Raw genomic sequence first — 23,872 nt, 5'->3', positions numbered from 1 at the left:
AGGCGACCCTCCGGGGTCATCAACACTGCGGCAAACGGGCCAGCAGCCAGCTCACTATCAGTAAATCTGCGCTCCCGCCGGGACTGAGATGACGGGCGATGCAGGCATCGTCGAATTTTTCTAACGCTCTGGTGGCTGCGTGCGCATGGCAATGCTTTCCTCTGCCTGCCTGCGTATGACAATGCTTTCCTCTGCCTGTCTGCGCATGACCGCTCTCTCTTTGTGACAGCAGCGCCGACGACGCCTGTTGTAGCCAGCGCAGCCCGGTCATGCCTCCGCGAGACACCACGTTGGTATCCGCGTTATGCGCCATCAGCCACAGCAGGCAGTCCGTGAGCGCGGCCTGCTCATCCCAGCCGTTCTCTCTGCGCTGGCGCAGCAGGGGTAGCGCGCCATGCATCACCAGCGGAAATCCGGCTTCGGCCTCGCCCCGCGCACCGCGTAGCCCGCAGGCCGCAAACAGGCGCTGGCCTGCCGTTTGTCCGGGGTTGTTATGTTCCAGCTCCCGGGACACCAGCCCCTGACAGATGGCTGCCACTCCGGCACACAGCGCCGGAGCCGTCACCGGGCGCCGCTGCTGATAAAGCCGTCCAAATACCGAGCACAGCAGCGCCAGTGAAAAAATCGTCCCCTTGTGGGTATTCACCCCGCCCGTAGCCTGGAACATATGCGTTTCACACGCCATTCCCACCGGCCGCAGGCGCGCCAGTAGCTGCTCTTCAGGCAGCATGGCATCTTCCCGGCCCTGGTTAATGAAAACGGGAAACCATGCGCCAATCGCGGCGGCGCTGCGCCGGAACGTGCCGATATCCATATCGCGATGCGCACCGCTGTTGCGGCAGTCAACCAGACCGGGCTTAGGCGTAAGCGTCACCTCTGCCAGTAATGCCCGCACGGCATCGGCAGCAAACTGAGCGGGATCCGGGGGGCTGCCCCTCGCATCCGTAGCCAGCAGCTCAGGCTGCGGTAACGCGTCAACGATGCCCGGATTATCAGAGAGTAAAGGCTGCATCTGCCCGCCTGATTATCTCTGCCAGAAGTTCAGCCTGGCTGTGCGTCCGCTGCCTGGCACAGACGCTGGCGGGCAGCGAGCACAACAGGCACCGACGTTCAGCCAGCTGGCTGGCCCGTCGTGACAGAATGCATCCGTCAGCGGTCAGGACATCAATGTCCCAGAGTCGTCCGACAGGAGAGTCCGACTCCCGCGCCACCGCCCATTGTTTCACCTCTTTCGCATCAGCCTGTATCGACCAAAACCCCTCGCAGCCCGTCGCCAGCGCAAACGCTGCTGCCCGTAAAAAATGCCCTGCCAGCGGCTGACCCGCCTGCTGGATCTGCGTCCAGCCGGCGTTGAATATCCGGCGCGTCAGCGCGCTGTCTTTAATCGGGCCGGGCATCACGACGGTCAGCACCAGCAGCGTGACCGGATGCTGCTTCAGCCACTGCTGCTGACGCGCCTGGCGGTTATCGCGGCTGGCGAGCAGTTCCGTCAGGCTGATGGCGCGCCCGGTAGCCTGTGCCGGGATCGTTGCCTGCCCGACGTTATTCAGCAATTTGATGCACCACATCAATCACCGAGCCATCGCGGTAGCGCACGACCGCTACCACATTGTCGGTAAACGCGACAGGCTGCGGATCGCCCGTCAGCAGCCTTGCCCGCTCATAAAGCCACTGGATAGTGACCAGCTCAATGCCCCGATCGCGTAAGCGCTGCGCCAGCGCCGGGCGGGAAGGGTTAACCGCCGTGCCATGGTCGGTGACCAGGATATCAATGCCCGAACCCGGCGTAATGCAGGTCGTTACCGCCTCCACCACGGTAGGCATACGCCCGCGCACCAGCGGAGCAACAACGATCGCCAGCTTCGCGGCGGCGGCGGTATCGCAGTGGCCGCCGGAAGCGCCACGGATCACACCGTCTGAGCCGGTGAGGACGTTAACGTTAAAGCCCGTATCAATCTCCAGCGCGCTGAGCACCACCACGTCAAGCCGATCGACCACCGCCCCTTTGGAGTAAAAGTCAGCGTACTGGCTGGCACTGATTTCAATGTGACCCGGGTTGCGGGCCAGCGACATCGCGGCCTTACGGTCAAAGCTTTGCACGTCCAGCAGGCTGCGGATCAGTCCCTGCTCATGCAGTTCCACCATGGCTGAACTGATGCCTCCCAGCGCAAAGGCCGCGTGGATCCCGCGCGCGCGCATTTTATCAGCCAGAAAACGGGTGACCGCCAGCGAAGCACCGCCGCTGCCGGTTTGCAAAGAGAAACCCTCAATAAGAGAGCCGGATGCCGCAATCACCTCTGCCGCACGTCGTGCAATCAGTAGCTCACGCGGATTGGAGGTGATGCGCGTGGTATCGGCCCCAATTTTGTCGGCATCCCCCACCCGCGCCAGACGGACAATCAGGTCAACCCGATCCTGGGCCAGGCTGGCAGGATAATGCGGATAAGGCAGTATCGCTTCGGTGAGCAATACCACCCTGTCCGCGAACTGCGCATCAACCTGGGCATAACCGAGCGAGCCGCAGCAGGCCTCACCGCTGTAGCCATTCGCATTGCCGTATTCATCACAGCCCGGCACCGCCAGGAAAGCGACATCAATATGCAGCTCGCCAGACGCGATCAGATTGACCCGCCCGCCGTGCGAATGGATCTGTACCGGCTCGCGTAGCAGACCCCGCGATATCGCCTCCGCCAGCGGGCCACGCAGGCCTGACGTGTAGATGCGGCTCACCACACCGCTGCGAATATGCGCGATCAGTGGCGCATGACAGTCGCTGAGCGAGCTGGAGGCCAGGGTCAGATTGCGCAGCCCCATCTCCGCCAGCGTCTCCATCACCTGGTTAAGCGCAAGATCGCCATTGCGGTAGGCGTGATGAAAAGAGAGGGTCATGCCATCCTGCAATCCACTGCGACGGACAGATTCCTGGAGAGATGCGCAGCGCTTCAGGTCGGCAGGTTTTATTGCCCGCTGCTCTGCTTTTACCGCATCCTGGAAAAGCATAACTTCTGGCCGTGAAGGCAAAGTCATCAAACGTTGTTCTCGGTTCATCGGGTCTCCTTACTGTCGCTCTCTTCCTGATGCAGCCCGGAAAGCGCTGCTCTCTCCAGCACCAGCCGGGCGCGTTCAATCACCGGGCTGTCGACCATTTTGCCATTAAGCGAAACCACGCCCCGCCCTTCCCGCTCTGCGGCGGCGGCGGCGTCTATAACCTGCTGTGCATGGTCAGCTTCGCGGGCGGTAGGCGCGTAGAGGTTGTGGAGCAGCGCGATCTGCCGGGGATTAATCAGGGATTTCCCATCGAAACCCAGCTGCTTAATTAGCGCGGCTTCGCGCAGGAAGCCCGCATCATTGCTGGCGTCAGAGTAGACCGTATCAAAGGCCTGGATACCGGCTGCGCGGGCAGCCTGGAGGATGGTGCAGCGAGCGAACAGCAGCTCAGTGCCTTCAGGCGAACGTTCGGTTCGTAGATCCCTGACGTAATCCTCCGCGCCAAGCGCGAGGCCCATTAATCGCGGTGATGCCTGTGCTATCTCCACCGCGTTGGTTATCCCCTCTGCGGATTCAATCGCCGCCAGCAGGCCCGTGCTGCCCTGCTGACGCCCGCAGGCGGTTTCAATGGCGCCGATGGCCTGCGCCATATCCAGCACATCCTGAGCACGATCGGTTTTTGGCAGGCGCACGATATCAGCCCCTCCCCGCACCACGGCCTGTAAGTCCGCCAGGCCATAAGGACTATCCAGGCCATTTACCCGAACGAGGGTTTCCACCTGCTGGTAGAGGGGATGCTGCAACGCATGGTAAACCAGCCGGCGTGCGGCATCCTTCTCACGAAGAATAACGGAGTCTTCCAGGTCGAACATCAGCGCATCTGCCTGATAGATAAAGGCATTGCTAATCATGGCGGCGTTGGCACCGGGAACAAACAGCATACTTCGCCGGACACGTGGCTTAAGCGTCATCATGACTCACCTCCCACGGGAGGGCTTCAAGCCCGCTGGCGCGCATCAGCGCCGTTTCCATTCGCGCACGGATCACACAGTCCAGCGCACCTTTATCATCAACTATCACCTGCACCGGCTCAACCCGATAGCGCGTCAGCAGCTGAAGCAGCGTCTGTCGAATGGCTTCGCCAAACTGCTTTTCCACGCTGCTGGCAATCAGTAAATCGTGCTGTGCCCCCTCCGCAGGCGCGATGCGGACCATCACATCGCTGGACTCAAGCGTTCCGGCCATCGCTTCCCTGATTATTTTCATTCCGTCCTCTGATTATCTGGCTTTCTGTTTTGCGCCGCTGCTGTTTTATGACCTTTTGCCAGCAGGCGTTCTAAATAGTGTTGTGTTGCTTCCGGCACCAGCGGTGAAATAGCCTGCATATCACCGGCGGGCAGCAGTTTCCTTACCCATGAGGCCGAGATGGGCGTCCCTTTATATTTCAGCCGTTCAATTTCAACCAGTTCTATGGGCGGTGCCGTTAATAAAGGCGTCTTTAGCCAGTAATGCATATCGCGGTTATACTTTTCCGTCACGGCACAAAAAGGTTCACTCCCCACAAAACGATGAGTGATGCCCAGGGCGGGAGCCAGAGACTGCCGGAATATTTTTAAGTCGATCTCGGTATAGCAATTATCGACGATGCCTTTTTCTTTAATGAAATAGCAGGGGAATGTAGCCCGTGAAATAATATATTGTGAGCCCTCATGGATTGTCAGATTGGGTATACCACGCGTTCCGGCCACAACCAGATCAAACCTGTCCTGATAGCGAAAGCGGGAGGTATCTTCTCTGACCAGAAACAGATGTAACCAGTTACAGGCCGCCGCCGCCTGCTGCACCAGATACTGATGCCCACGGGTGAAAGGGTTGGCGTTCATCACAATAGCGCCAATTTTCTTACCGGGTTTTCGCAGATGCGCAAGCCGCGCAGCATACCGGGCCAGCCGACAGGGACTGTTTTCCATCAGTACCATCACCCCGGGTACGCGGGCGACAGGGTAGAATCCACACTGCCGAAACAAAGACTCATTTTGCGTGCTGGTACAGAGAAATAGCTGGGTCTGGTTCATCTCCCAGGCCAGGTTAACCAGCTCAGTAGCGAGGCTCAGCCCCAGCCCTTCACCACGTAATTCTGGTGAGACGGCGACACACTTAATGATATTGTCAGCGATGCCGCCGCAGGCCACCAGCCTGCCCGCCTGCGTGGCGGTCACAAACACCCTGATGGTCCTGTCGATGCTCAGATCGCTTTCACGCAGGAAAGTTTTTATTGCCGAAATGGTGCGTTCGTCAGTCCGGTATACCCGATTAAATACCACATGACTATCCATAATAATTTTACTACACCCCGTAATAAATAATAAATTCCCATCTCCAGGAATAATTAAGAAGGTAATACAGGAAAAACAATTTTGTAAAATTAAACATCAGGAATAGTAAACAATTATAAATTTTCTTTGGTGATCAAATTCACACTTCGCATTTAATCTCGCATACCCGAAGGAAATATCACAGCCACCCCTGATTTTATTATAATTAAACAACCAAAATGAACGCCGTATTAACCACATTTGCACATTGAATATAAAATTTAAACATGCATAGTTATTTTACCCTTTCGGGGTAAGCACCATGAGAAGGTACTGAGCGCAAATCTTATCTTTAATGGGTATGTGCCGTTTCGTTTCCCCCCTCCTCGTCAATGACCACAAGGGTCGATAGTCTCCTCTGGAAAGCGGGTGTAACTGTATACTAAACCAGCAATTGACAGGCGCAGACACGAGGGCTCCATCGGCCGCGGTACGACGGGAATATTCAGTCTCTCTGTTAGATTCAGGGCGATGCAGGTGCATAACCCTAAAAGAAATCACGCATCCCGCCAGGGACACTTCCCGCAGCCCCCCCTGCATTCATACAATTTAGCAATTTTCTTAGTTTTTATAACTTATTAAGCTTAAGAAAACGGTATAATTTATTAATCACTGCCGAGGTCTCACTATTGGGTCGTTATTCGCTTGCAGATTGCAGATAAACACTAAAGAAACAAAACTGAGATAACTCAACCAATGAAATACAGTACAGCGCCCTCTAAGCATAAAGCGGCTTTGAAAGCAAACCTTAATATTTAATGAAACTTATCAATTTCTGATCTTACATCACGGAGAAGTCCCGATGAGAAAGTTTTCCATAGGAGGGGAAGTTGAATTTGAACCCGGCAGAAGAGTTATGCGCGGCGGTGGCAAAGAATTAAAAATCCAGTCATCCTCCGTATATTGTCTGGAGTTGCTCATTGAAAATCAGGGGAAGGTGATAGAGCATGAGGCTTTTTATGACTTTGCCTGGAGAAGGTTTGGCATGGAAGTCAGTCCCAATGCGCTGTATCAAAGCATTTCAATGCTCAGAAAAGCGCTGTTAACCTGCGGTAATAGTGAGGACTTTATTCGCACCGTTCCCCGGCGCGGATTTATGCTCTCAGGAAAGGTAGAAATTACCCGCACCGAGTTACAGAATGAGCCTTCTTCAGCTGGTGATGAGGGTGAAAATGATCCCGCCCCCAGGCAGGCAGAGAATGAGGGCAATGAAAACGTCACCATTTTTCCCGAGGAGCTTCCCCTTGCCACTGAGGAAAATCACGCTTCAGAAGCCCCCGTCGGAACATATTCGCAGCCTGAGCGTATCAGACTGACAATAAATAACGCTCTCTTCTGGATCGCTTATGGCGTGGCCTTTGCCGCCATCGTGTTGACACCCTGTCTTTATTTTATCACTTACAGCGTGGATTACGTGAAGAGATTCGATTTTAATGGCTGCGCGTTTTACAGCAATAATATGGCGGATGATGACATCACTATGCAAGCGGTGATAAAAAAGAAAATAAGATGTGATGAACGAAAATATGTCTACGTCACGCTATTTCCGGGAGGAACCAGAATGTCAGTGATACAGTGCGAAAAAGAGATAGGTCCCTTCCTCAGACCTAACTGCATTTCTTATTACTATATAGGTAACCCCCTGTGAGGAAGACTCTGACCTTTGTTCTTATTATGATTGCAATAGGTGAATTATTTTTTTACAGGTTCTGTGAGGACAGTGAGATCAGCTGCGTAGGCAACATTAATTATTTTAAGGGTGATGATAAGCTCTCTCTTACCATCGGTCAGAAAATGAATGATGGGAAAGGGCTGCTCACCCTTTCCGGTGCCCTTTATGAGGGAAAAGAGTCCCGCATCAATGTCAGTAAGGTCATTCAATTTGACTATCATGAGGAAAATAACATCCTTATCGCGCAGTCAACGCTTATTCAAAACTCACCAATGAATGAGATAAAAGGCGAGGAAGAAAAAAAGTGGTTTCCGGAGTTCTTTGTCAAAAAGGGCGGGAAGCTTCCCTTAACCATAAAGAGAACGGGAATAGATACCTGGCTTTTTTACTCAAATCCTGTGCCACTCTTTATCTGCGAAAAGTAGCGATTTATATAAAATCTGAACGACAGGATGAAGGCGGGTTATATCTTCCTGTCGTTCAGGTCGCTACCTCAGTATTGCGCTTTATTATAACACCCATGAAACAGCCGAAAGACAGATACGATCGCCAATCCGCTACAAATCTACCCCGCCGCATCCCTTACGCCAGAGAAATGAGTTAAGTTATTGTTATATATGAATTTCACATCGTGAAAAAGGCTTTAACCTTACTCATCACCTCTCATATGAGATAGATTCAAATTACTTCAGACGATAAAAAAAATCGAGGTGTTAACATTCCCTCCGCTGATAAGAGAGCTGAACCTCCTCACTTTCAGCAGCCTACTCAATCAAGGGGAATTTAATGAAAAACAGTTCAGTATCATTATATTTAGCGCTTACCACCTGTGTTACAGGGGTAATTTCAGGCAATGTGCAGGCGGCATCACAAAATACTATTCGCTTCCAGGGTGAAGTCAATGCCCAGACCTGTAATGTTGACGTTAATGGTGCATCAGGCAGCCCGGTGGTTTTACTGCCGACCGTGTCAACAGGTCAGCTAAGCACTGCAAAAGCCACCGCGGGTAAAACCAGCTTCACTATTAATGTCTCAGGCTGCCCCGCCCCTGCCTCCGGCAGTCAGGATATTAACGTCCTCTTCCAGGGAAACAATATTTCCACTAATGGTAATCTTGGAAATACCGGCACGGCTGAAAATGTTGATCTGCGCCTGTTAGATTCCAGCGATAAAGTGATTGATCTCTCATCGGGCCAGGCAAAGGTGTCGGGAATGAAACTTGCCGAAGGAGCGACCAGCACTTCCCAGGATTATTCCGTGGAATATTATACTGATGCAGGGAATGTTTCAGCAGGGTCAGTATTGAGCAGCGTGCAGTACGCAATTAGCTATCCATAAACCTTATTGCCCCTCCCTTATGCGAGGGGCCGGAGTCCATTGTGCTCAGGCATTTTATTCTCTCTTTAATCGCTGTATTTCTAATAAGCCCCGCGCAGGCAAGCGTTGTCCTGAACGGTACCCGCATAATAATTGATAATGCCCGACAGGAGAAAAATATACAGTTTACTAATTCAGGTCACCACCCTGCCCTGGTTCAGATTACGCCAGGAAACGAGGAAAACGCTGACCATCCGCCCTTTGTTGCTCTGCCTCAGGTATTCAGAATTTTACCTGATGCCGGTCAGACCGTGAAAATAAAAATCACCAGGGAAAACCTGCCACAGGACAGAGAGTCCATGTTTTACCTTGAGTACATTGATATTCCCTCGGTAAAAAAAAATGATGAAGATAAAAACAAGCTTTACCTTATTGTTAAAAGCAGGGTCAAAGTATTTGTTCGTCCGGATGGGATCTCACCCACAGTCGATAAAATACGTGAGCAGCTCTCCTTTAGCCTCAACGGCGGCGATATCATCATTAAAAACCGCTCTCCTTTTTATGCCAATCTCCGCTCTTTTTCTCTACAGCGCGGTACGGAAAAAGTGAATTTTAGTGACGCGGTGACGATTGCCCCCTTCAGTGAAGCTAACGTCAGCCGAAAAGGAAAAGACAGTACGCTTTCCGGTTGGGAAATGCGTGCACTTTTGATTAATGATTTTGGTTCAGACGATATAATAGAAATCTCAAAAAATAAATCGCAATGAAAAACCAATCTTTACTTATAACGCTACTGCTGACGCTGTATGGGATATCGGCGGGCTACGCAAAAACGTCAGCAGATAATGACTATATTTTCGATCCCTCACTGATTCGTGCTGCTTTGCCAGGCCAGTTGAATATTGAAGATGGCACCGGGGATCCCTATTTCCAGTCAGGTGAATATGATGTTGACCTTTACCTGAATGGTAAATTTCAGAGTAACACGCCGTTAAAGCTGCAACGGGAAAACGGAGAGTTTACCCTGTGTCTTCCTCCCCGTTTTTACCGGGCGTTTGCCGTCAGGGAGCGTTATCTTTCTGCCCTGCCCGCAGAAGGATGTACCCATCCCGAACGCTTTCTTCCGGCGACGTCGGTGCGGGTCGATACGGGTAAACTGCGCGTGGATGTCACCATTCCGCAGGCGATGCTTGTTACTCAGCCCGCAGGCTACATTGCGCCTGACAATCTTTCCGAAGGATCCACGATGGCCTTCGTTAATTACAATGTGAATCAGTTCTATTCCGATTATAAAAATGCTCAGCGCTTCGAGTCCACCTGGCTGGGCATTAACGGCGGGATGAATATCGGCATGTGGCGTTTCCGCCAGCAGGGTAATTTTACCCATAATGAATATGGTAATCGCTGGCAAAACACCCGAAGCTGGATGCAACGTGCGCTGCCATCCGTAAAAAGTGAAGTGTCAGTCGGGGAGCTCTTTAGCGCCGGCGATCTGTTTAACGCGGTCAGCTTCCGTGGGCTCAATCTGAACTCGGACGACAGGATGCTGGCCGACTCCCTTCGCGGCTATGCCCCGGAAATCCGTGGGGTGGCTAACAGCAATGCCCGCGTCTCTGTCTGGCAGGGCAGGCAGCGAATTTATCAGACCACGGTGCCGCCCGGCCCTTTCCTCATCAATGACCTGAGCCCGGTGAGCTACGGCGGCGACCTCAGCGTGGAGGTGCTGGAGTCCGATGGCAGTCGTCACCGCTATACCGTACCCTTTGCCGTTCTACCTGAATCATTACGCCCGGGACGAACCGATTACAGCTTTTCTGCCGGTAAGGTCACGGATTACCGCAAAGACAATAACTTCACCGAACTCACGGTTAAACGGGGCCTGACCAACGCCATCACCATGAATGGTGGAATGCGGCTGGGAAATGACTACCGCTCGCTGCTGGCGGGTGGCGTCTGGGCCTCGGAAATGGGCGCCGTGGGATTCAACAGTGCTTATTCTTCAGCCGATCTGAACGACGGCGATACCGCCCAGGGATGGCGCTATGAGCTGAATTACAGCCGAACCTTTGAGCCGACCCACACCACGCTAACGTTTGCCGGGTATCAGTATTCCACGCACGGATACCGTGACCTTAACGACGTCATTGCATTAAATAACAACGCGACCCCGGGGCAGGATAATACCAGCAGCGAATATATGCAGCGTAATCGTCTGCAGATGACCATTAATCAAACGCTGGGGGAATGGGGCAGTATTTATCTCTCTGGTTCCAGGCAGAATTACTATGACGGGCGCTCGCGTGATACGCAGTACCAGGCCGGATACAGCACCGTTATGCCGGGAAATATTTCAATGAACCTGTCCCTCTCCAGGCAGTATACGGTCCGATCGCACTCGCATGACGGTTTTCGGCGGTTTGCAGCACCGACGCGCAGGAATGAATATTTCAAGGATACCCAGCTACAGATTAGCTTTTCAATGCCGTTAGGCTCCGCCACCCACTCACCGTACCTCACGCTGGGAGGCACCCATGACAGCAATAGCGGAAGCAGCTATAACGCCTCGCTGAGCGGCGTGGCCGGAGAAGATCAAACCGGCTACAGCCTGAACGTTAATCGCGACCAGCGCCAGAGAGATTCCACCTTCAGCGGCAGCGTTAACAGGAAAATGTCCCTGGCCAGTCTTACGGCCACCGCCTCAACGTCGTCGCGGTTTAATCAGATGTCGGTGAATGCGATGGGCGCGGCGGTACTGCACAGCGGCGGACTGACGCTGGGGAATTATGTCAGTGATACCTTTGCGCTGATTGAGGCAAAAGGCGCTCAGGGAGCGCGGGTTATCAGTAGCCCCGGCATTCACGTTGACGGTTCGGGATATGCCCTGGTGCCCTCCCTCATCCCTTACCACTATAACGCTATCGCGCTGGATGCCAGCGGCAGCGACAGTCAGGTCGAGGTGCAGAACAGCCAGAAAACCATCGCGCCTTATGCCGGTGCCATGGTCAGGGTTAAATTTCAGACCCTGCGCGGCTATCCGGTGATGATGAAAACGACCACTAACCGGAATATTTCAGTGCCAATGGGCGCCGATATTATCAATGAACAAAGAAAAACTATTGGGACCTTTGGCCAGGCAGGTAATGCGTATCTGCGGCTGAGTGAGACGCAGGGAACGCTTAAGGCCGTCTGGGGTGCGGGTAAAAATGATTCATGCACCATTGAATATGATATCCCAACGCCCAAACCGGATGCGGTTATTACCTATGCAAATGCCGTGTGTCGTTTCTGATTTACCAGGAAAAAAAATGAAATATTGTATTTATGCTTTCGTTGTCCTTATTTCCAGCCTCTGTGCGCCGCTGCAGGCAAACTGTACCCGCGTCAGGGCGGTCGATCAGGGGTGTGATGCCTGTGGCGCCTCTCTGAATCTGGGTAACATTGGCCTGATGGACCTGCGATATCAGCCTGCCGGTACGGTGCTGGCCCGTTCCGTATTTCAGGTTGTTCCCTCGATTAAAAATAGCGATCCCGAACGCGTGCTCTATGAGTGCGACCTGGCGGATAAGGACAAGATCTTTGAGGTGTTCGCCACCAACGGCGACAGTAACGTCGGGGGCGCATGGAATATGGGGGATAACTATTTCCAGACCTATTTCCCCTTTACCGCGCTGAAGCTGGTTCATCTGCGCAGCGGTAAGCCTTTTACGCGGATCTGGCAGAAAGTCCCGCTGACTGACTATGACGTGAGCGGCAATAAAATACTGATTAAAGGCAAGCATTTCAGCCCGATCAGCGCTGAACTGATCAGGACAGATAAAAACAATCGGGATAGCGGCTATGCGTCATGGGGTTGTCCCTCTGCCGCAAAGGACAGCTATACGGGGTCTTATAGCTGCAATCAGCCCAATGGCTACGTGGTTTTTATGGGGCCGGGCCAGAATGTCCCCGAAGCCGGAAAAGACAGCTGGAATAACTTTAACACCTGGATCACCGGGCGTTATATGGCCTTCGGGATGAATACCGCGCCGGTAGCAACCCTTACGCAGAACCTGAGTCAGGGCTGCCGGGTGGAAAACTATACCGCCCACGTCCTCTTTCCATCGGTCAGCATTAACGCGCTCTCGCAGGGCCAGTCGGTAAGTGCGCCGCTGAGCGTCACGCTCGAATGCTCAAAGGCAGCAGAGACGCAATCCGGTGTGGCTTCAGGCCAGATCTCACTGGGTTTTCAGTCCAGCTATGCGGCCTGGCTTCAGGCTCAAAAGCTGGGGCTGACCGGGAGCAATGGCATTTCAGATTATCTGGTGTCCGATCACTATGATTCAGACCCCTCCCTTGCCACTGGCGTGGGTATCAAACTCACTACCTCCAGCGGCAAACCGGTCTCATTTCTCGGCTGGAGTGATTACAGCAGCAATGCCGGATGGCGGCCCGTGCTGGAGGACGCTCAACGAACCAGCGGCGGTCAGGGAGACAGCAACATGTATCAGAGAAACTTCGTTGCGCAGCTGGCTCCGCTGCCGGGTAAAAACATCAGCGCGGGCAAAATTGACGCGACCGCTTATCTCTTAATCAGGTTACAGTAGAATGAAAAAAATCTTCCTGCTCCTCGCATCCTTTGCCACGGCCTGTCCTGCCGCTATTATTCCTCAGGCCAGCCGGGTTATTTTCCATCCGCACCAGGTGCGTGCTCCTTTACTGCTGGTCAACAGCGCTGAAACCCCGGCGCTGGTCCAGATCTGGGTGGACCGGGGTTCGCCGAGTAAGGATCCGGGAAGCCAGGCTTTTCCTTTCGTCGCGCTTCCCGGCGTGTTTACGCTCAATAAAGGCGAAAAAAAGGAGATCACAATCATGCGAAGTGCGCTGGCAGATAAACTCCCCACCGATCGGGAGTCGCTCTACTGGCTGAATCTCTATGAAATAAGCTCGGTCAAAAAAAGCACCCTGAGGGAGGCAAATAATAAGGTGAGTATTGCCTTAAATACCCAGCTCAAAGTGATTAATCGCCCGTTCAAAGAAACGGAATCATTTGAGCAGAGGACCAAAAGAGTGGTGTTCAAACTTCAGCGGTTAACGGGTAAGGAGGGGGTGATCGCCGTTAACAACACCCCCTATTATTTTACGCCCGGAGAGATGAGCCTCACCCTCGGCCAGAATACCTATCCCGTTTACCTGGATGCGGAGAAAAACGTTGCCCCGTTCTCTACCAGGACGTTTCCCCTGCAGAATAAAGCCGGAATATTGCCCGACGGTGAATCGACACTCAACTATACCGCAATAGACGACCAGGGCGCCCTGCATGCCTTTTCCTTTCTGCTGCGTGGGAGCTGAGCCAGGTGCAGGCGAAAGGCTTAATGATGCAGCATTTCGTCTGCCACCTCCCCCCTGTGGCAGGATAACATCGCTTAAATAAATATCCCTCTCACCCTGTTGCTCTCTAAGGCTGCTGTCGATAGTAGATCTGCCCCATAACCTTTAGCTGGATGGATACATGAAAATATCGACCCGTTTAACAGCAGGTTTTTCCCTGTTAATTTTGCTCTTTATTCTTTGTCTGGGCCTGGCATTTAATGGTCTGAGTCAGTCCAGAGACAGTATGAACACCGTCGTTAACCTTAAGCTGAAAAAAGTCGTGCTGGTTAACGAAATGGGTACCACGCTGCGAAATATGCTGGTCGAAATAAGGAACATGGCGCTCTTTACCGATCCTCAGGCCATTGAGTCGGAGCTTTCCCGCTTCGATCAACAAAAGCAGGTGTATCTGCAAACGCGTGATGCGCTTGCCGTCATCATCCATGCCGAAGGGGCCCCCGCTGAAGTGAAGCTGCTGGCAGACGTCAGTGATTCAGAGAAAGCCGCTCTCACCGCCCTTGATACCGCTGCCCATATGGCGCAGCAGCGTCAGCTCCAGGGGTTCGCAGATTATCTCACTCACGGGGTGAGGCCCCCGCAGCAGGTGCTGGTCGCCAGTCTTAATGCCCTGACAGATATTCAGACCCAACAGGCCGAGGAGACGGCCAGGGCAAACAGCGCAGCCGTAAACCGCCTTTCACTGCTGTTAGGCATCATGATGGTTGTCTCCGTTATTGCCGCAGCGATCGTCTGTATCCTGACCGTACGTCTGCTGATGCGTCAGCTGGGCGGTGAACCGGTTCAGGCTCAACGTCTGGCCGCCGCCATCGCCAGCGGCGATCTGACAACGTCGGTCGCTTTACGCCATAACGACAGCAGCAGTCTGCTGGCCTCCCTGGCGGGTATGCAGGTAAACCTGCGCAGCCTGGTGTCGCAGATTAAAGAGGCTGCGGTTTCCGTTGCGCTCGCCTCAGACGAAATAGCCCAAGGTAATACCGAACTCTCATCACGAACCGAACAGCAGGCGGCAGCGCTGCAGGAAACGGCGGCAAGCATGGAGCAGCTAACCGCAACGGTGAAAAGCAATAGCGTCGGCGCACAGCAGACGGCAAACTCCGCCAGGGAAGCGGCGTCACTGGCCCGCAACGGCGACGCCGAGGTTCAGCGAATGACGGTGACCATGAGCGATATTTCCCTCAGTGCGGGTAAGGTGCGTGATATTACCAACGTGATTGAAGGCATCGCCTTTCAGACTAATATCCTGGCGCTGAACGCCGCGGTCGAAGCGGCCCGTGCCGGAGAACAGGGCAGAGGTTTTGCGGTGGTCGCCGGCGAGGTCAGAACGCTGGCGCAGCGCAGTGCGGTGGCAGCAAAAGAGATAAAAGCGCTGATCGAGCAGGCCGTGACGCAGGTGGAAGGCGGCGTGGCCGTTGCACAGGGAACGGGGCAAAGCATCATCAAAATCGTTAATATGGTCGGCAGCCTCGCTGACGCGATGGAGGAGATATCACTGGCGTCATCAGAGCAGATGCAGGGAATTTCGCAGGTCAGCATCGCGGTGAGTCAGATGGATGGCGTCACGCAGAATAATGCGGCACTGGTTGAGGAATCCTCCTCGGCTTCACACTCCCTTTCCGGGCAGGCTCATGCGCTGCGGAGCATGGTGGACACCTTCCGGGTCTGAATCCCGCCGGGCTAATGCCGCAGGCTAAAACACGGCGTCGGCTATCTCTGCCGACGCCTCTTTCAGGCCGTTAAGCGACGGCAGGCGGCCTCAAGCCGCTGGCAGGCTTCCTCCAGCAGTTCGTCTTTTACCGCATAGGCGATGCGCAGATAGCCCGGCATGCCGAAGGCCGATCCGTGCAGTACCGCAACACCCGCCTCTGCCAGCAACCAGCGGGCCACGTCGCTATCGTCAGCCAGGGATTCGCCCGTCGGGGTGATGCGCCCAATCAGCCCTTTACAGTTGGCAAACAGATAGAATGCTCCGTCGGGCGGGGTGGCGCTTAGCCCGTCCGTTGCCGCCACCCATGCCATCACGCGCTGGCGACGGCGGGCCAGCTTCTCCAGCCATTGGGTAAAAAAGGCGGCGGGCTGTTGCAGGGCGGCCACGGCCGCCGCCTGCGAAATACTGCTGGGGTTGGAGGTACTTTGCGATTGCAGAATTTGCATCGCTGCGATCAGCCAGGCGGGTCCGGCGGCATAGCCCAGCCGCCAGCCGGTCATCGCATGACTTTTCGAGACGCCGTTAATCGTTAGCGTTCTCTCTGCCAGCTGCGGCGCCGCCTGAGCAAAGGTAGCAAACGGCGCGCCGTTATAGCGCAGCGGCTCGTAGATATCATCGGCCATTATCAGTACCTGCGGATGGTCGGCCAGCACCCCGGCCAGCGCGCGCAGCTCCTGAAGGCTGTAGATCGCCCCGGTAGGGTTGCCGGGGGAGTTCAGAATCACCCAGCGCGTCTGCGGGGTAATGGCCTGCGCCAGGGTGTCCGGTCGCAGTTTCCAGCCGTGCTGCTCCTCGCAGGGCACGATTACCGGCTCGCCCTCGGCCAGCGCCACCATATCCGGATAAGAGACCCAGTAGGGCGCGGGAATAATCACCTGCTGACCCGGGTCAACCGTCGCCAGCAGCGCATTGAAGATCAGCTGTTTAGCCCCGCTGCCCGCGATGATCTCATGCTGTTGGAATGTCAGGCCGTTATCCCGGGCAAACTTATGCGCGATGGCCCGTTTCAGCTCGGCGGTGCCCGCCACGGCGGTGTATTTGGTCTGCTGACCCACAATGGCCGCTATCCCGGCATAGCTGATGACATCGGGAGTGGCAAAGTCCAGCTCCCCCTCTCCCAGGTTGATGATCCGTTTCCCTGCGGCCTCCAGTTCACGAACGCGATCGGAAATCGCAGCGGTCGGCGAAGGTCTTACCCGCTGCATACGGCGGGCGGTAGTGGTGTTATTCATAAATCCTCTTTGTATATGTTGACTCAGTGAATACAATCGATTGCGTACCTCAACCCAGACAGCCAGGAGCTTGCCGTGTCACTGACTTTTATCCTCGACGATGCCAGACTGCCCGCCCACTATGGTGCCTGTGCGGTAACCTGGGCCAGGCAGCAGCGCCTGCCCCTGTGGAGCCTGCGGCCGACCTTTAGCGGCGACTACCCCGACAGCCATCAGCACGTGGTCGCGGCCGGTTACTGCGTCACCAGCGGGCTTTATACCTGCGACCCGCAGCTGCGGGAGGTGAGCGATATCGCGCAGCTTCCTGCGCATGATGCCGTCGTGGTGCTTGCCGCAGGTGATGCTGAGCGCGTGGCGCACCTGCCGGGAAACCGGCTTTACGCTCAGCACGCAGGCTGGCTGTTACAGCTCTGCGACGCCGCAGGCTGCGTGCTGTTGCGACAACCTGCGCCTGGCGGCCGCTCACGCACCCAGCCGGTCGGTGAAACCCTGGTACTGGGGCTGGTGGGACGGGAAGCGGATCACCGTGAGGTTTATCCTGCCACCCTGGCGGCACTTGACGATGCCGCCCACCCGCTCGGCATTCAGCTCCGCCTGCGTTTTTTACCGCCTGCCGACCTGTCCGCCCCTCTGGATGAGCTGAGCGAACTGGACGCGGTTGTGCTGCCCGGCGGTGCCTCCATGGCGGCCGTCAGCGGGCAGATCCGCGTGGCCAATGCCACCCTACAGAGTCATCTGCCCACCCTGGGCCTGTGCCTCGGTATGCAGAGCATGGCCACGGCGGCGGTACGGCTTCAGCCCGGGTGCGACGGGGCAATCCTGGCAGAGGTGGCACCGGATGCCGCCCTGCACAGTTTTATCTGCTTCGGGGATGGCGCTCACCGCTGCGGGCTGCTGCCTTTTACCCCTGCTGCGCCGCTGCCCGCCCCGCTTCCCCCACGGATGCATTACAACCATCGCTACCGGTTTAACCCCGCCCTTCGCGCCCAGCTGGCCGCCAGCGGTATTGTCGTGACGGCCGAAACCGCCGGGACCGTTGAGGCTATCTCCCTGCCGGACCACCCTTTCTGGCACGGCGTTCAGGGGCATCCGGAACTGCTGTCGCGCCCGGAGACGCCACACGGCCTGTTTATCCGGCTGCTTGAGGCGGCCCTTAGCCAGCGTGGGGTGCGCCGCGCGGGCCTGAAACATCCCCGATCGCTAAGCGATACCTGACCCTCGCAGGCCCCGTTCAGTCTGCGAGGGCCGCTCAGCGGATCGGGTCATCTTTACTCAGCCAGCGTGACGCCGCTGCGCGGATCGCTGGCGAGCGTCGTCATCACGCGGGTTAGCGCCGCCAGCGCCTCTGGCGAGATGGGTCTTAACGGGGCGCGCACCGTGCCGCCGTTAAAGCCGCGCAGCGCCATTGCCGCCTTAACCAGCTGCGGCTGACCGTGCTGGCGCGCCAGCGCGCGGTAGTCGTACCACAGCTGATGCAGACTGCGGGCGGTTTCCGCATCTCCCTGCTCCACCGCGCGAAAGGTTGCCAGAATAATCTCCGGTAACGCGCCGCTGTTGGTGGTACTGATGCCGTCAAAACCACACATCATCGGGCCAAGAAAAGCCAGATCGGAGGCGCAGAACAGCCGCAGCCGACCGCCCAGGCGGTTAGCAATCTGGTCGATAGCCGTCGGGTTGAGGTCGCCCTGTTTAATCCCGACCACGCCCGGGATCTCTGCCAGCTGCACCAGCTGATCGGGTGAAAGGGTGATACCAATGCCGGGCGCGTTGTAAATCAAAATGCCGGTTTTTGACAGCGGTGCCATTTCACAAAAAAAGGCGTGGATCTGCGCCTGGGTGATTTCACTGACAAACGGTGGCGTGACCATCGGCAGGCCGCCAAGATCGCCCGCCAGCGCGGTGAGCTCCCGCACTTCGCGCGGATCGGCGCTGGCGCTGCACAGCATCACCGGAATGCGATCGCCCACGCAGGCCATCACTTCGCTAAACAGCGACCGCCGCTCGGCCAGTGACATCACCGGGAATTCACCGTAGGTGCCGCCAATCAGAATGCCGTCGTAGCCCAGACCGATCACCCGCTCAATATTTTCACGCAGCGCCACAAAGTCGATGGCGCCCTGTGTATCAAAAGGCGTGACGGTAATGTTGAAAATGCCGCGCAGACGCTCATGGCATTCAGTCATATCTTTCATTGTTGTTCCTTACAGCAAAGTTAATGGACGAGCCAGGGTGCCGAGCTGGCGATAGCCCGTTTCGGTTACCACGATGGTTTCACTGACGCCGACGGTAAAATCACCGTAAATGCGCAGCGCGGGGGGAATATGGAAGGTCATCCCCGGCTGGAGTTCGGTGGTGACGCCGCTGTAGAGGCTGAGGATACCGCCCTCGCCCCAGTCGGGCGCGAAGGAGACGCCAATGGCGTAGCCGGTGCGTTTTTTGAAGTTATCGGTGAAACCCGCGCGGTCAATGACCTGCTGGCAGGCCAGATGAGGCGCTTCGCAGGTCGCGCCGGGGCGAATGGCATCCAGCGCCGCCTGGAGTGCCTCCTGGCACACCTTTTCCATTTCCAGCGCGATGGCCGGGGGGCGTCCCAGCCAGGCGGAACGCATCAGCGCGGCGTGATAGCGATCGTGAGCCGCCGCCATCTCCAGAAAGACCGGTTCATTATCCTGTAGCACCCGACGTCGCCAGGTGCCGTGCGGTACGCCGGTGCGCGGACCGGAGGAGACCAGCGGCTCCATGCCGACATACTCGGAGCCGGCGGCAATCGCCGCCCCCATCATCGCGGAGACTAATGCATTTTCGTCAGCGCCCGCGCGGATGGCGGCAATGCCCGCGTTCATCCCGGCATCAACGTAGCGCGCGGCGGCGGTGATTTTTTCCAGCTCCGCCCCGGACTTCACCGCCCGCAGCGGCTCAATGACGCCTGCGGCATCGGCGATATCGCCTAATCGCTGCTGTAGCGCCTCATAGATGGTGACCGGCAGGAACCAGCCGCGCTTATCCAGGCCGATGCGTTTTGACAGCCAGTGATGCTGTTGCAGCATGCCGAACAGAAAATCGACCGGGTTATCGCCATCCTGATACACCGCCGCGTCGGCGATAAAGGTGTTGGCGATAAAGTTGCAGAACTCCAGCTGGCGAATAACGAAGACCGGCTCCCCTTCCAGCGGCAGCAGCAGCGCCTGGAAGGTGTAGTAGCCTGGCGTCTGCTGGCCGGTGAGCCAGAAGATGTTTTCCGGGCCGGTCACAATCATCACGTCGATACCTGCCGCCTGCTGACGTTCGCGGGTGCGGCGGATACGCCGGGCATATTCGTCGGCGTTAAACGCCGATTCGCTGCCCTGAATCACATTATCGGGTAGTTGCATGGTTAAGCTCCTGAAGTAAAGTGGCGCGCGCGGCATCGAAATGCACGCCCAGGCCGGGAGAATCGGGCACGCTGACGCGACCCTGGTGGTAAATCAGGCCGCTGACCGGGTCGTCAGTCAGGCCGTCGGCCCCGTAAAGTTCCGCAAAGTCCGGCTGCACCACGCGGCAGAGCTGTAGCGCGGCCGCCGTAGCCGCGTGGCCTTCATTCATCTGACCGATCATCAGCTTCACGCCCGCAGCCTGCAAACGTCGCGCAGCGCGCAGCGTGGGCAGGATGCCGCCCAGCTTCACCAGCTTGAGGTGTGCCCAGATGGCACTGCCGGAGGTGCCAGGTGCCAGGATGTCATGCTGCGCTGGCTGGCTGTCGCCCGACGCCAGGATGTCATGCTGTGCTGGCTGGCTGTCGCCTGCGCTCAGGCCCGCCAGCCGGGCGATGGCCGCCTCGCCGTTAAGGCTCTCGTCCAGCATCAGCGGGATGCCGCACGCCGCCAGCTCGGGCAGCCGCGGATCGTGTTCCGGCGCAAGGGGCTGTTCCACATAGCTGAGATCCAGGCGGGTCAGCTGCGGCAGACGCTCCAGCGCCCCGGCGACCGACCACTGGCCGTTTACATCAATCGCCAGGGTGATCCCCTCCCCGAAGCGCTGGCGCAGCGCCCGAAGCCGCCGCAGATCGGTGGCGAAATCCGCCACCCCGGTACGCAGTTTGAGCTGGGTAAAGCCGCGTGCCACGTAGCCTTCGGCCTGATCCATCATCTGCGTTTCGCTGCCCCAGAACAGCGTCTGGTTGGTTGCTATCGCGCAGGGCGCGCTGGTCGCGCCCAGCCACTGCGCGAGGCTTTGCTGATGCTGACGGGCCAGCAGATCCAGCAGCGCCATCTCCAGCAGCATCCGCGTGGGTGCCAGTAGTCCACTCTGCGCGGCGTGAACCGCTGCCAGCTGTGCCTCGGGTGGCTGCTCCCAGTCCCAGCGGGCCAGATGATGCTGGACGTTGCCGAGCACCTGCTCCTCGCTGTAGCCGTGCAGATAGCGGATATTCAGCCTGACTTCGCCAGTCCCTCTGTCGCCGCCGTCGTCCAGCGTCAGCCACAGGGTATCGAGCGCGGCCACCGCACCGGAGGCGGCGGTATGCAGGGTGACGCCCGCGTAGTGCAGACAGCCCCGCCACAGACGGGCTCTCATCGGGCCACCGCCACGGGCAGCATCGCCAGCGCAATGTCCAGATAGATCCCGGCGGCGGCGATAAACTCGTCCACGGGCACAAACTCATCCGGCTTGTGCGCCACCGCGAGCGATCCCGGGCCAATCACCACGCCCTTTGCACCCAGCGCACGGAAATGCACCAGGTCACAGCCACCCTGAAAGCCAAACGGGCCTGGCTCGGGCTGGCCGTGACGACGACAGGCCGCCAGACCCGCCTGCACGATCGCCTCGGCGCTGTCGGTTTCCGTCGCGCCGCCGGTGGTCGGCTGCCAGGCGACGATCTCTGCCTCAACGCCAAACTGTTGCTTTGCCGTCTCCAGCAGCTGTTGCAGCTCGGCTTTTACCGCTTCCTCCTCCTCGCCGGGCACCATACGGCGATCGAGCAGCAGCTCGCAGCTGTCGGGCACCACGTTATCAGCATGGCCGCCGTGGATGCGGGTCACGGTCAGGCTGGCACTCCCGACCAGCGGGTGACAGCGGCAGCGCACCTGCTGATGATGCGCTTCTTCCACCAGCCCCAGCAGCTGTCCCGCCCGATAGATGGCATTGATCCCCAGCTCCGGGGTGCCCGAGTGCGCGGTCACGCCTTTCACCCGTACGCGGGGGCGCAGGCTGCCCTTATGGGCAGAAAAGGTGGCGTTGGCGGTCGGCTCGCCAATCACCGCGAAATCAATGGCCGGGGGCGCGTTGCGCACATAGAATTTTGCCCCTTCGCTGGCCACTTCCTCATCGGCGGTAAAGACCCCCATCAGCGTGCCGGACCAGTCCTGACGACGTTGTGCCAGCATGCGCAGGGCTTCCACCATCGCCACCAGCGGGCCTTTGGCATCACAGGCGCCGCGACCATATAGCCGTCCGTCGCGTTCGGTGAGCGTAAAGGGATCGCTGGCCCAGCCTTCTCCGGCGGGCACCACGTCCAGATGGGTGTTAAAGGCAAAGCACGGGCCGTCGCCGTTGCGCAGCACGGCGGTCACGTTCGTCCGTCCGGGTGCGTATTCGCTGAATGAGAGGTCGAAATCCGCCGCCCGTAGCCAGTCAGCAATACACTCTGCCGCCTCGCGCTCCCGGCCCGGCGGGTTCTCGGTATTGATCGCCACCAGCGTGGCAAGGTCCTGCTTCATACGTGCGTCGTTGGCGCGGTAAATGGACATAGAAACTCCGTGATTAATGTAAAATCTGATCGAGAAAGCGGCGCGCGCGCTCGCTGACCTGGCCGGAGAAGAAATCGTCGGCGCTGGCGTTCTCCAGTATTTCCCCCTCCTCCATAAACAGGATTTGGTTGGCGGCCCGGCGGGCAAAACCCATCTCATGGGTGACCACCATGCTGGTCATCCCCTCTGCGCTCAGCTCGGCCATCACGTCCAGCACTTCGCGGATCATCTCCGGGTCCAGCGCCGAGGTCGGCTCGTCGTACAGCATCAGCTCCGGCTTCATCGCCAGCGCCCGGGCTATTGCCACGCGCTGCTGCTGACCGCCGGACAGCTCATCCGGGAAGTGATCGCCCCGGTCGTTAAGCCGCACCTTCGCCAGCAGGTTTTCCGCCTGCTTTCTTGCTTCCGTGCGGTTAAGGCCCAGCACGGTCATCGGGGCCAGCATGATGTTCTCGGCCGCCGTCAGGTGGGAAAACAGCTCATAGTTCTGGAACACCATGCCGATACGCTGGCGCAGCTGATGCGGCGGCACTTCGCCCCGGCTGATATTCTGGCGGCCAAAGAACACATCGCCGCTGTCGGCAGGCGAAAGCAGGTTTACGCAGCGCAGCAGCGTGGATTTGCCGGAGCCGGATGGCCCGATCAGTACCAGGGTTTCACCGCGCCTGAGGGTCAGCGAACAGTTCTTAAGCACCGGCTGACGCCCAAAGGCTTTATCAATGCCGATCACTTCCAGCAGCGGTTTTTGACTGTGGCTCATGACATCTCCCGTTGTGATTCTGACTGTGTGGCCCCGGCGGAGGCGGTGCGCTGCCCCCGGCGGCGGCGCTGTTTAGGATCGAGCGATCGCTCCAGCCACGCCTGAAAAAGCATAAATATCGAGGTCAGCAGCAGGTAGTAGATCCCCGCCGCGCAGAGGGCTTCGAAGTAGCGGAAGCTGGCGCTGGCGGTCTGATTTGCGATCAGCAGCAGCTCCTGTACCGCAATCACCGACACCAGCGCGCTCGACTTCAGCATGCTGATCATCTGGTTACCCATTGGCGGCAGGACAATCCGCGCCGCCTGCGGCAGCACAATCTTGCGCATGATCTGCACGTTGGTCATGCCCAGCGCCATCCCGGCGGTGCGCTGCCCGCTTTTTACCGCCTGAAGCCCTGAACGGAGGATTTCCGCCATATAGGCCCCCTCATTCAGCGACAGGGCCAGCACCGCACAGGTAAAGGCCGGCAGGCTGATGCCAAAGCCGGGCAGCACGTTGTAGACGAAGATGATCTGGAACAGCACCGGGGTGCCACGAAACAGCCACAGGTAGATAAAGGCCACCACCCTTCCTGCACGGAAGGGGGCCTCCTGTAGCAGCGCGAGGATTAACCCCATCACCACGCCGCACAGCAGCGCGCTGACGGTGATCAACAGCGTCATCCAGGCTCCCTGCAGGAACGCGGGTGAGATGACGTACTGCCACATTAATGCTAACGACATAATAATCT

Annotated in this window: 22 protein-coding genes; 9 read left to right on the top strand and 13 right to left on the bottom strand. The window is 57.2% G+C overall.

Annotation, left to right across the window (positions count from 1 at the left end; all coding sequences use genetic code 11):
* Positions 1-19: 19 nt before the first annotated feature.
* Genes citG through citC form a run of 6 tightly spaced genes read right to left on the bottom strand, consistent with a single transcriptional unit; the run spans position 20 to position 5,312 of the window.
* Positions 20-1,012 (bottom strand): triphosphoribosyl-dephospho-CoA synthase CitG, encoded by a 993-nt coding sequence (gene citG, locus AC4PCC_RS07510; protein WP_492126935.1) that lies wholly within the window; start codon positions 1,010-1,012, stop codon positions 20-22.
* Entirely contained in the window at positions 993-1,553 is a 561-nt protein-coding gene (gene citX / locus AC4PCC_RS07505; protein WP_492126934.1) for a citrate lyase holo-[acyl-carrier protein] synthase, read from the bottom strand. Before citX ends, citG begins: the two co-directional genes overlap by 20 nt.
* Entirely contained in the window at positions 1,543-3,000 is a 1,458-nt protein-coding gene (gene citF, locus AC4PCC_RS07500) for a citrate lyase subunit alpha (protein WP_492127467.1), read from the bottom strand. Before citF ends, citX begins: the two co-directional genes overlap by 11 nt.
* A gap of 44 nt (positions 3,001-3,044) precedes the next feature.
* Complete coding sequence (locus AC4PCC_RS07495; protein WP_492126933.1) at positions 3,045-3,962, bottom strand: aldolase/citrate lyase family protein; 918 nt, start codon at positions 3,960-3,962, stop codon at positions 3,045-3,047.
* The gene (gene citD, locus AC4PCC_RS07490; protein ID WP_492126932.1) at positions 3,949-4,254 is read right to left on the bottom strand and encodes a citrate lyase acyl carrier protein; all 306 of its coding nucleotides are present in this window, start codon (positions 4,252-4,254) and stop codon (positions 3,949-3,951) included. The genes AC4PCC_RS07495 and citD overlap by 14 nt, the downstream gene beginning before the upstream one ends.
* Complete coding sequence (gene citC, locus AC4PCC_RS07485) at positions 4,251-5,312, bottom strand: [citrate (pro-3S)-lyase] ligase (protein WP_492126931.1); 1,062 nt, start codon at positions 5,310-5,312, stop codon at positions 4,251-4,253. Before citC ends, citD begins: the two co-directional genes overlap by 4 nt.
* Positions 5,313-6,165: 853 nt before the next feature.
* Between citC and AC4PCC_RS07480 the strand changes: the two genes are divergently transcribed.
* From AC4PCC_RS07480 to AC4PCC_RS07445, 8 genes are all read left to right on the top strand, one after another.
* Positions 6,166-7,011, top strand: coding sequence for a winged helix-turn-helix domain-containing protein (locus AC4PCC_RS07480; RefSeq protein WP_492126930.1), 846 nt, complete (start codon positions 6,166-6,168; stop codon positions 7,009-7,011).
* A complete protein-coding gene (locus AC4PCC_RS07475; RefSeq protein ID WP_492126929.1) occupies positions 7,008-7,460 on the top strand; it encodes a YqeJ family protein in 453 nt (150 codons plus the stop codon). Before AC4PCC_RS07480 ends, AC4PCC_RS07475 begins: the two co-directional genes overlap by 4 nt.
* Before the next feature lie 361 nt (positions 7,461-7,821).
* Entirely contained in the window at positions 7,822-8,373 is a 552-nt protein-coding gene (locus AC4PCC_RS07470) for a fimbrial protein (protein WP_492126928.1), read from the top strand.
* 41 nt (positions 8,374-8,414) lie between these two features.
* On the top strand, positions 8,415-9,119 hold the full coding sequence (locus AC4PCC_RS07465) for a fimbrial biogenesis chaperone (RefSeq protein ID WP_492126927.1): 705 nt from the start codon (positions 8,415-8,417) through the stop codon (positions 9,117-9,119).
* Positions 9,116-11,641 (top strand): fimbria/pilus outer membrane usher protein, encoded by a 2,526-nt coding sequence (locus AC4PCC_RS07460; protein ID WP_492126926.1) that lies wholly within the window; start codon positions 9,116-9,118, stop codon positions 11,639-11,641. The genes AC4PCC_RS07465 and AC4PCC_RS07460 overlap by 4 nt, the downstream gene beginning before the upstream one ends.
* 16 nt (positions 11,642-11,657) lie before the next feature.
* Complete coding sequence (locus AC4PCC_RS07455; protein ID WP_492126925.1) at positions 11,658-12,935, top strand: fimbrial protein; 1,278 nt, start codon at positions 11,658-11,660, stop codon at positions 12,933-12,935.
* A 1-nt stretch (position 12,936) separates the two neighbouring features.
* Entirely contained in the window at positions 12,937-13,680 is a 744-nt protein-coding gene (locus AC4PCC_RS07450) for a fimbrial biogenesis chaperone (RefSeq protein WP_492126924.1), read from the top strand.
* Between the two features lie 160 nt (positions 13,681-13,840).
* A complete protein-coding gene (locus AC4PCC_RS07445; RefSeq protein ID WP_492126923.1) occupies positions 13,841-15,385 on the top strand; it encodes a methyl-accepting chemotaxis protein in 1,545 nt (514 codons plus the stop codon).
* Positions 15,386-15,447: 62 nt separating this feature from the next.
* On the opposite strand, the gene AC4PCC_RS07440 is transcribed toward AC4PCC_RS07445, so the two are convergent.
* Positions 15,448-16,659: a pyridoxal phosphate-dependent aminotransferase gene (locus AC4PCC_RS07440; protein ID WP_345828113.1), complete on the bottom strand. Its 1,212-nt coding sequence runs from the start codon at positions 16,657-16,659 to the stop codon at positions 15,448-15,450.
* A gap of 75 nt (positions 16,660-16,734) precedes the next feature.
* On the opposite strand from AC4PCC_RS07440, the gene AC4PCC_RS07435 reads away from it, so the two are divergent.
* On the top strand, positions 16,735-17,874 hold the full coding sequence (locus tag AC4PCC_RS07435; RefSeq protein WP_492126922.1) for a glutamine amidotransferase-related protein: 1,140 nt from the start codon (positions 16,735-16,737) through the stop codon (positions 17,872-17,874).
* A 53-nt stretch (positions 17,875-17,927) separates the two neighbouring features.
* Here the strand turns inward: AC4PCC_RS07435 and AC4PCC_RS07430 are convergent, their stop codons facing one another.
* The 6 genes from AC4PCC_RS07430 to AC4PCC_RS07405 are packed head-to-tail and all read right to left on the bottom strand — an operon-like array spanning position 17,928 to position 23,864.
* Positions 17,928-18,851, bottom strand: coding sequence for a dihydrodipicolinate synthase family protein (locus AC4PCC_RS07430; protein ID WP_492126921.1), 924 nt, complete (start codon positions 18,849-18,851; stop codon positions 17,928-17,930).
* Between the two features lie 9 nt (positions 18,852-18,860).
* Positions 18,861-20,030, bottom strand: coding sequence for a M24 family metallopeptidase (locus AC4PCC_RS07425; RefSeq protein ID WP_492126920.1), 1,170 nt, complete (start codon positions 20,028-20,030; stop codon positions 18,861-18,863).
* The gene (locus tag AC4PCC_RS07420) at positions 20,014-21,210 is read right to left on the bottom strand and encodes a mandelate racemase/muconate lactonizing enzyme family protein (protein ID WP_492126919.1); all 1,197 of its coding nucleotides are present in this window, start codon (positions 21,208-21,210) and stop codon (positions 20,014-20,016) included. Before AC4PCC_RS07420 ends, AC4PCC_RS07425 begins: the two co-directional genes overlap by 17 nt.
* Entirely contained in the window at positions 21,207-22,382 is a 1,176-nt protein-coding gene (locus AC4PCC_RS07415; RefSeq protein WP_492126918.1) for a M20 family metallopeptidase, read from the bottom strand. The genes AC4PCC_RS07420 and AC4PCC_RS07415 overlap by 4 nt, the downstream gene beginning before the upstream one ends.
* Positions 22,383-22,395: 13 nt before the next feature.
* Entirely contained in the window at positions 22,396-23,142 is a 747-nt protein-coding gene (locus AC4PCC_RS07410) for an amino acid ABC transporter ATP-binding protein (RefSeq protein WP_492126917.1), read from the bottom strand.
* Positions 23,139-23,864, bottom strand: a complete 726-nt coding sequence (locus AC4PCC_RS07405) for an amino acid ABC transporter permease (protein ID WP_067707377.1) — start codon at positions 23,862-23,864, stop codon at positions 23,139-23,141. The genes AC4PCC_RS07410 and AC4PCC_RS07405 overlap by 4 nt, the downstream gene beginning before the upstream one ends.
* Positions 23,865-23,872: the final 8 nt, after the last annotated feature.

The sequence above is a fragment of the Erwinia sp. L03-1 genome, from assembly GCF_058686115.1.
This window is presented reverse-complemented; position numbering and strand designations above follow the sequence as displayed.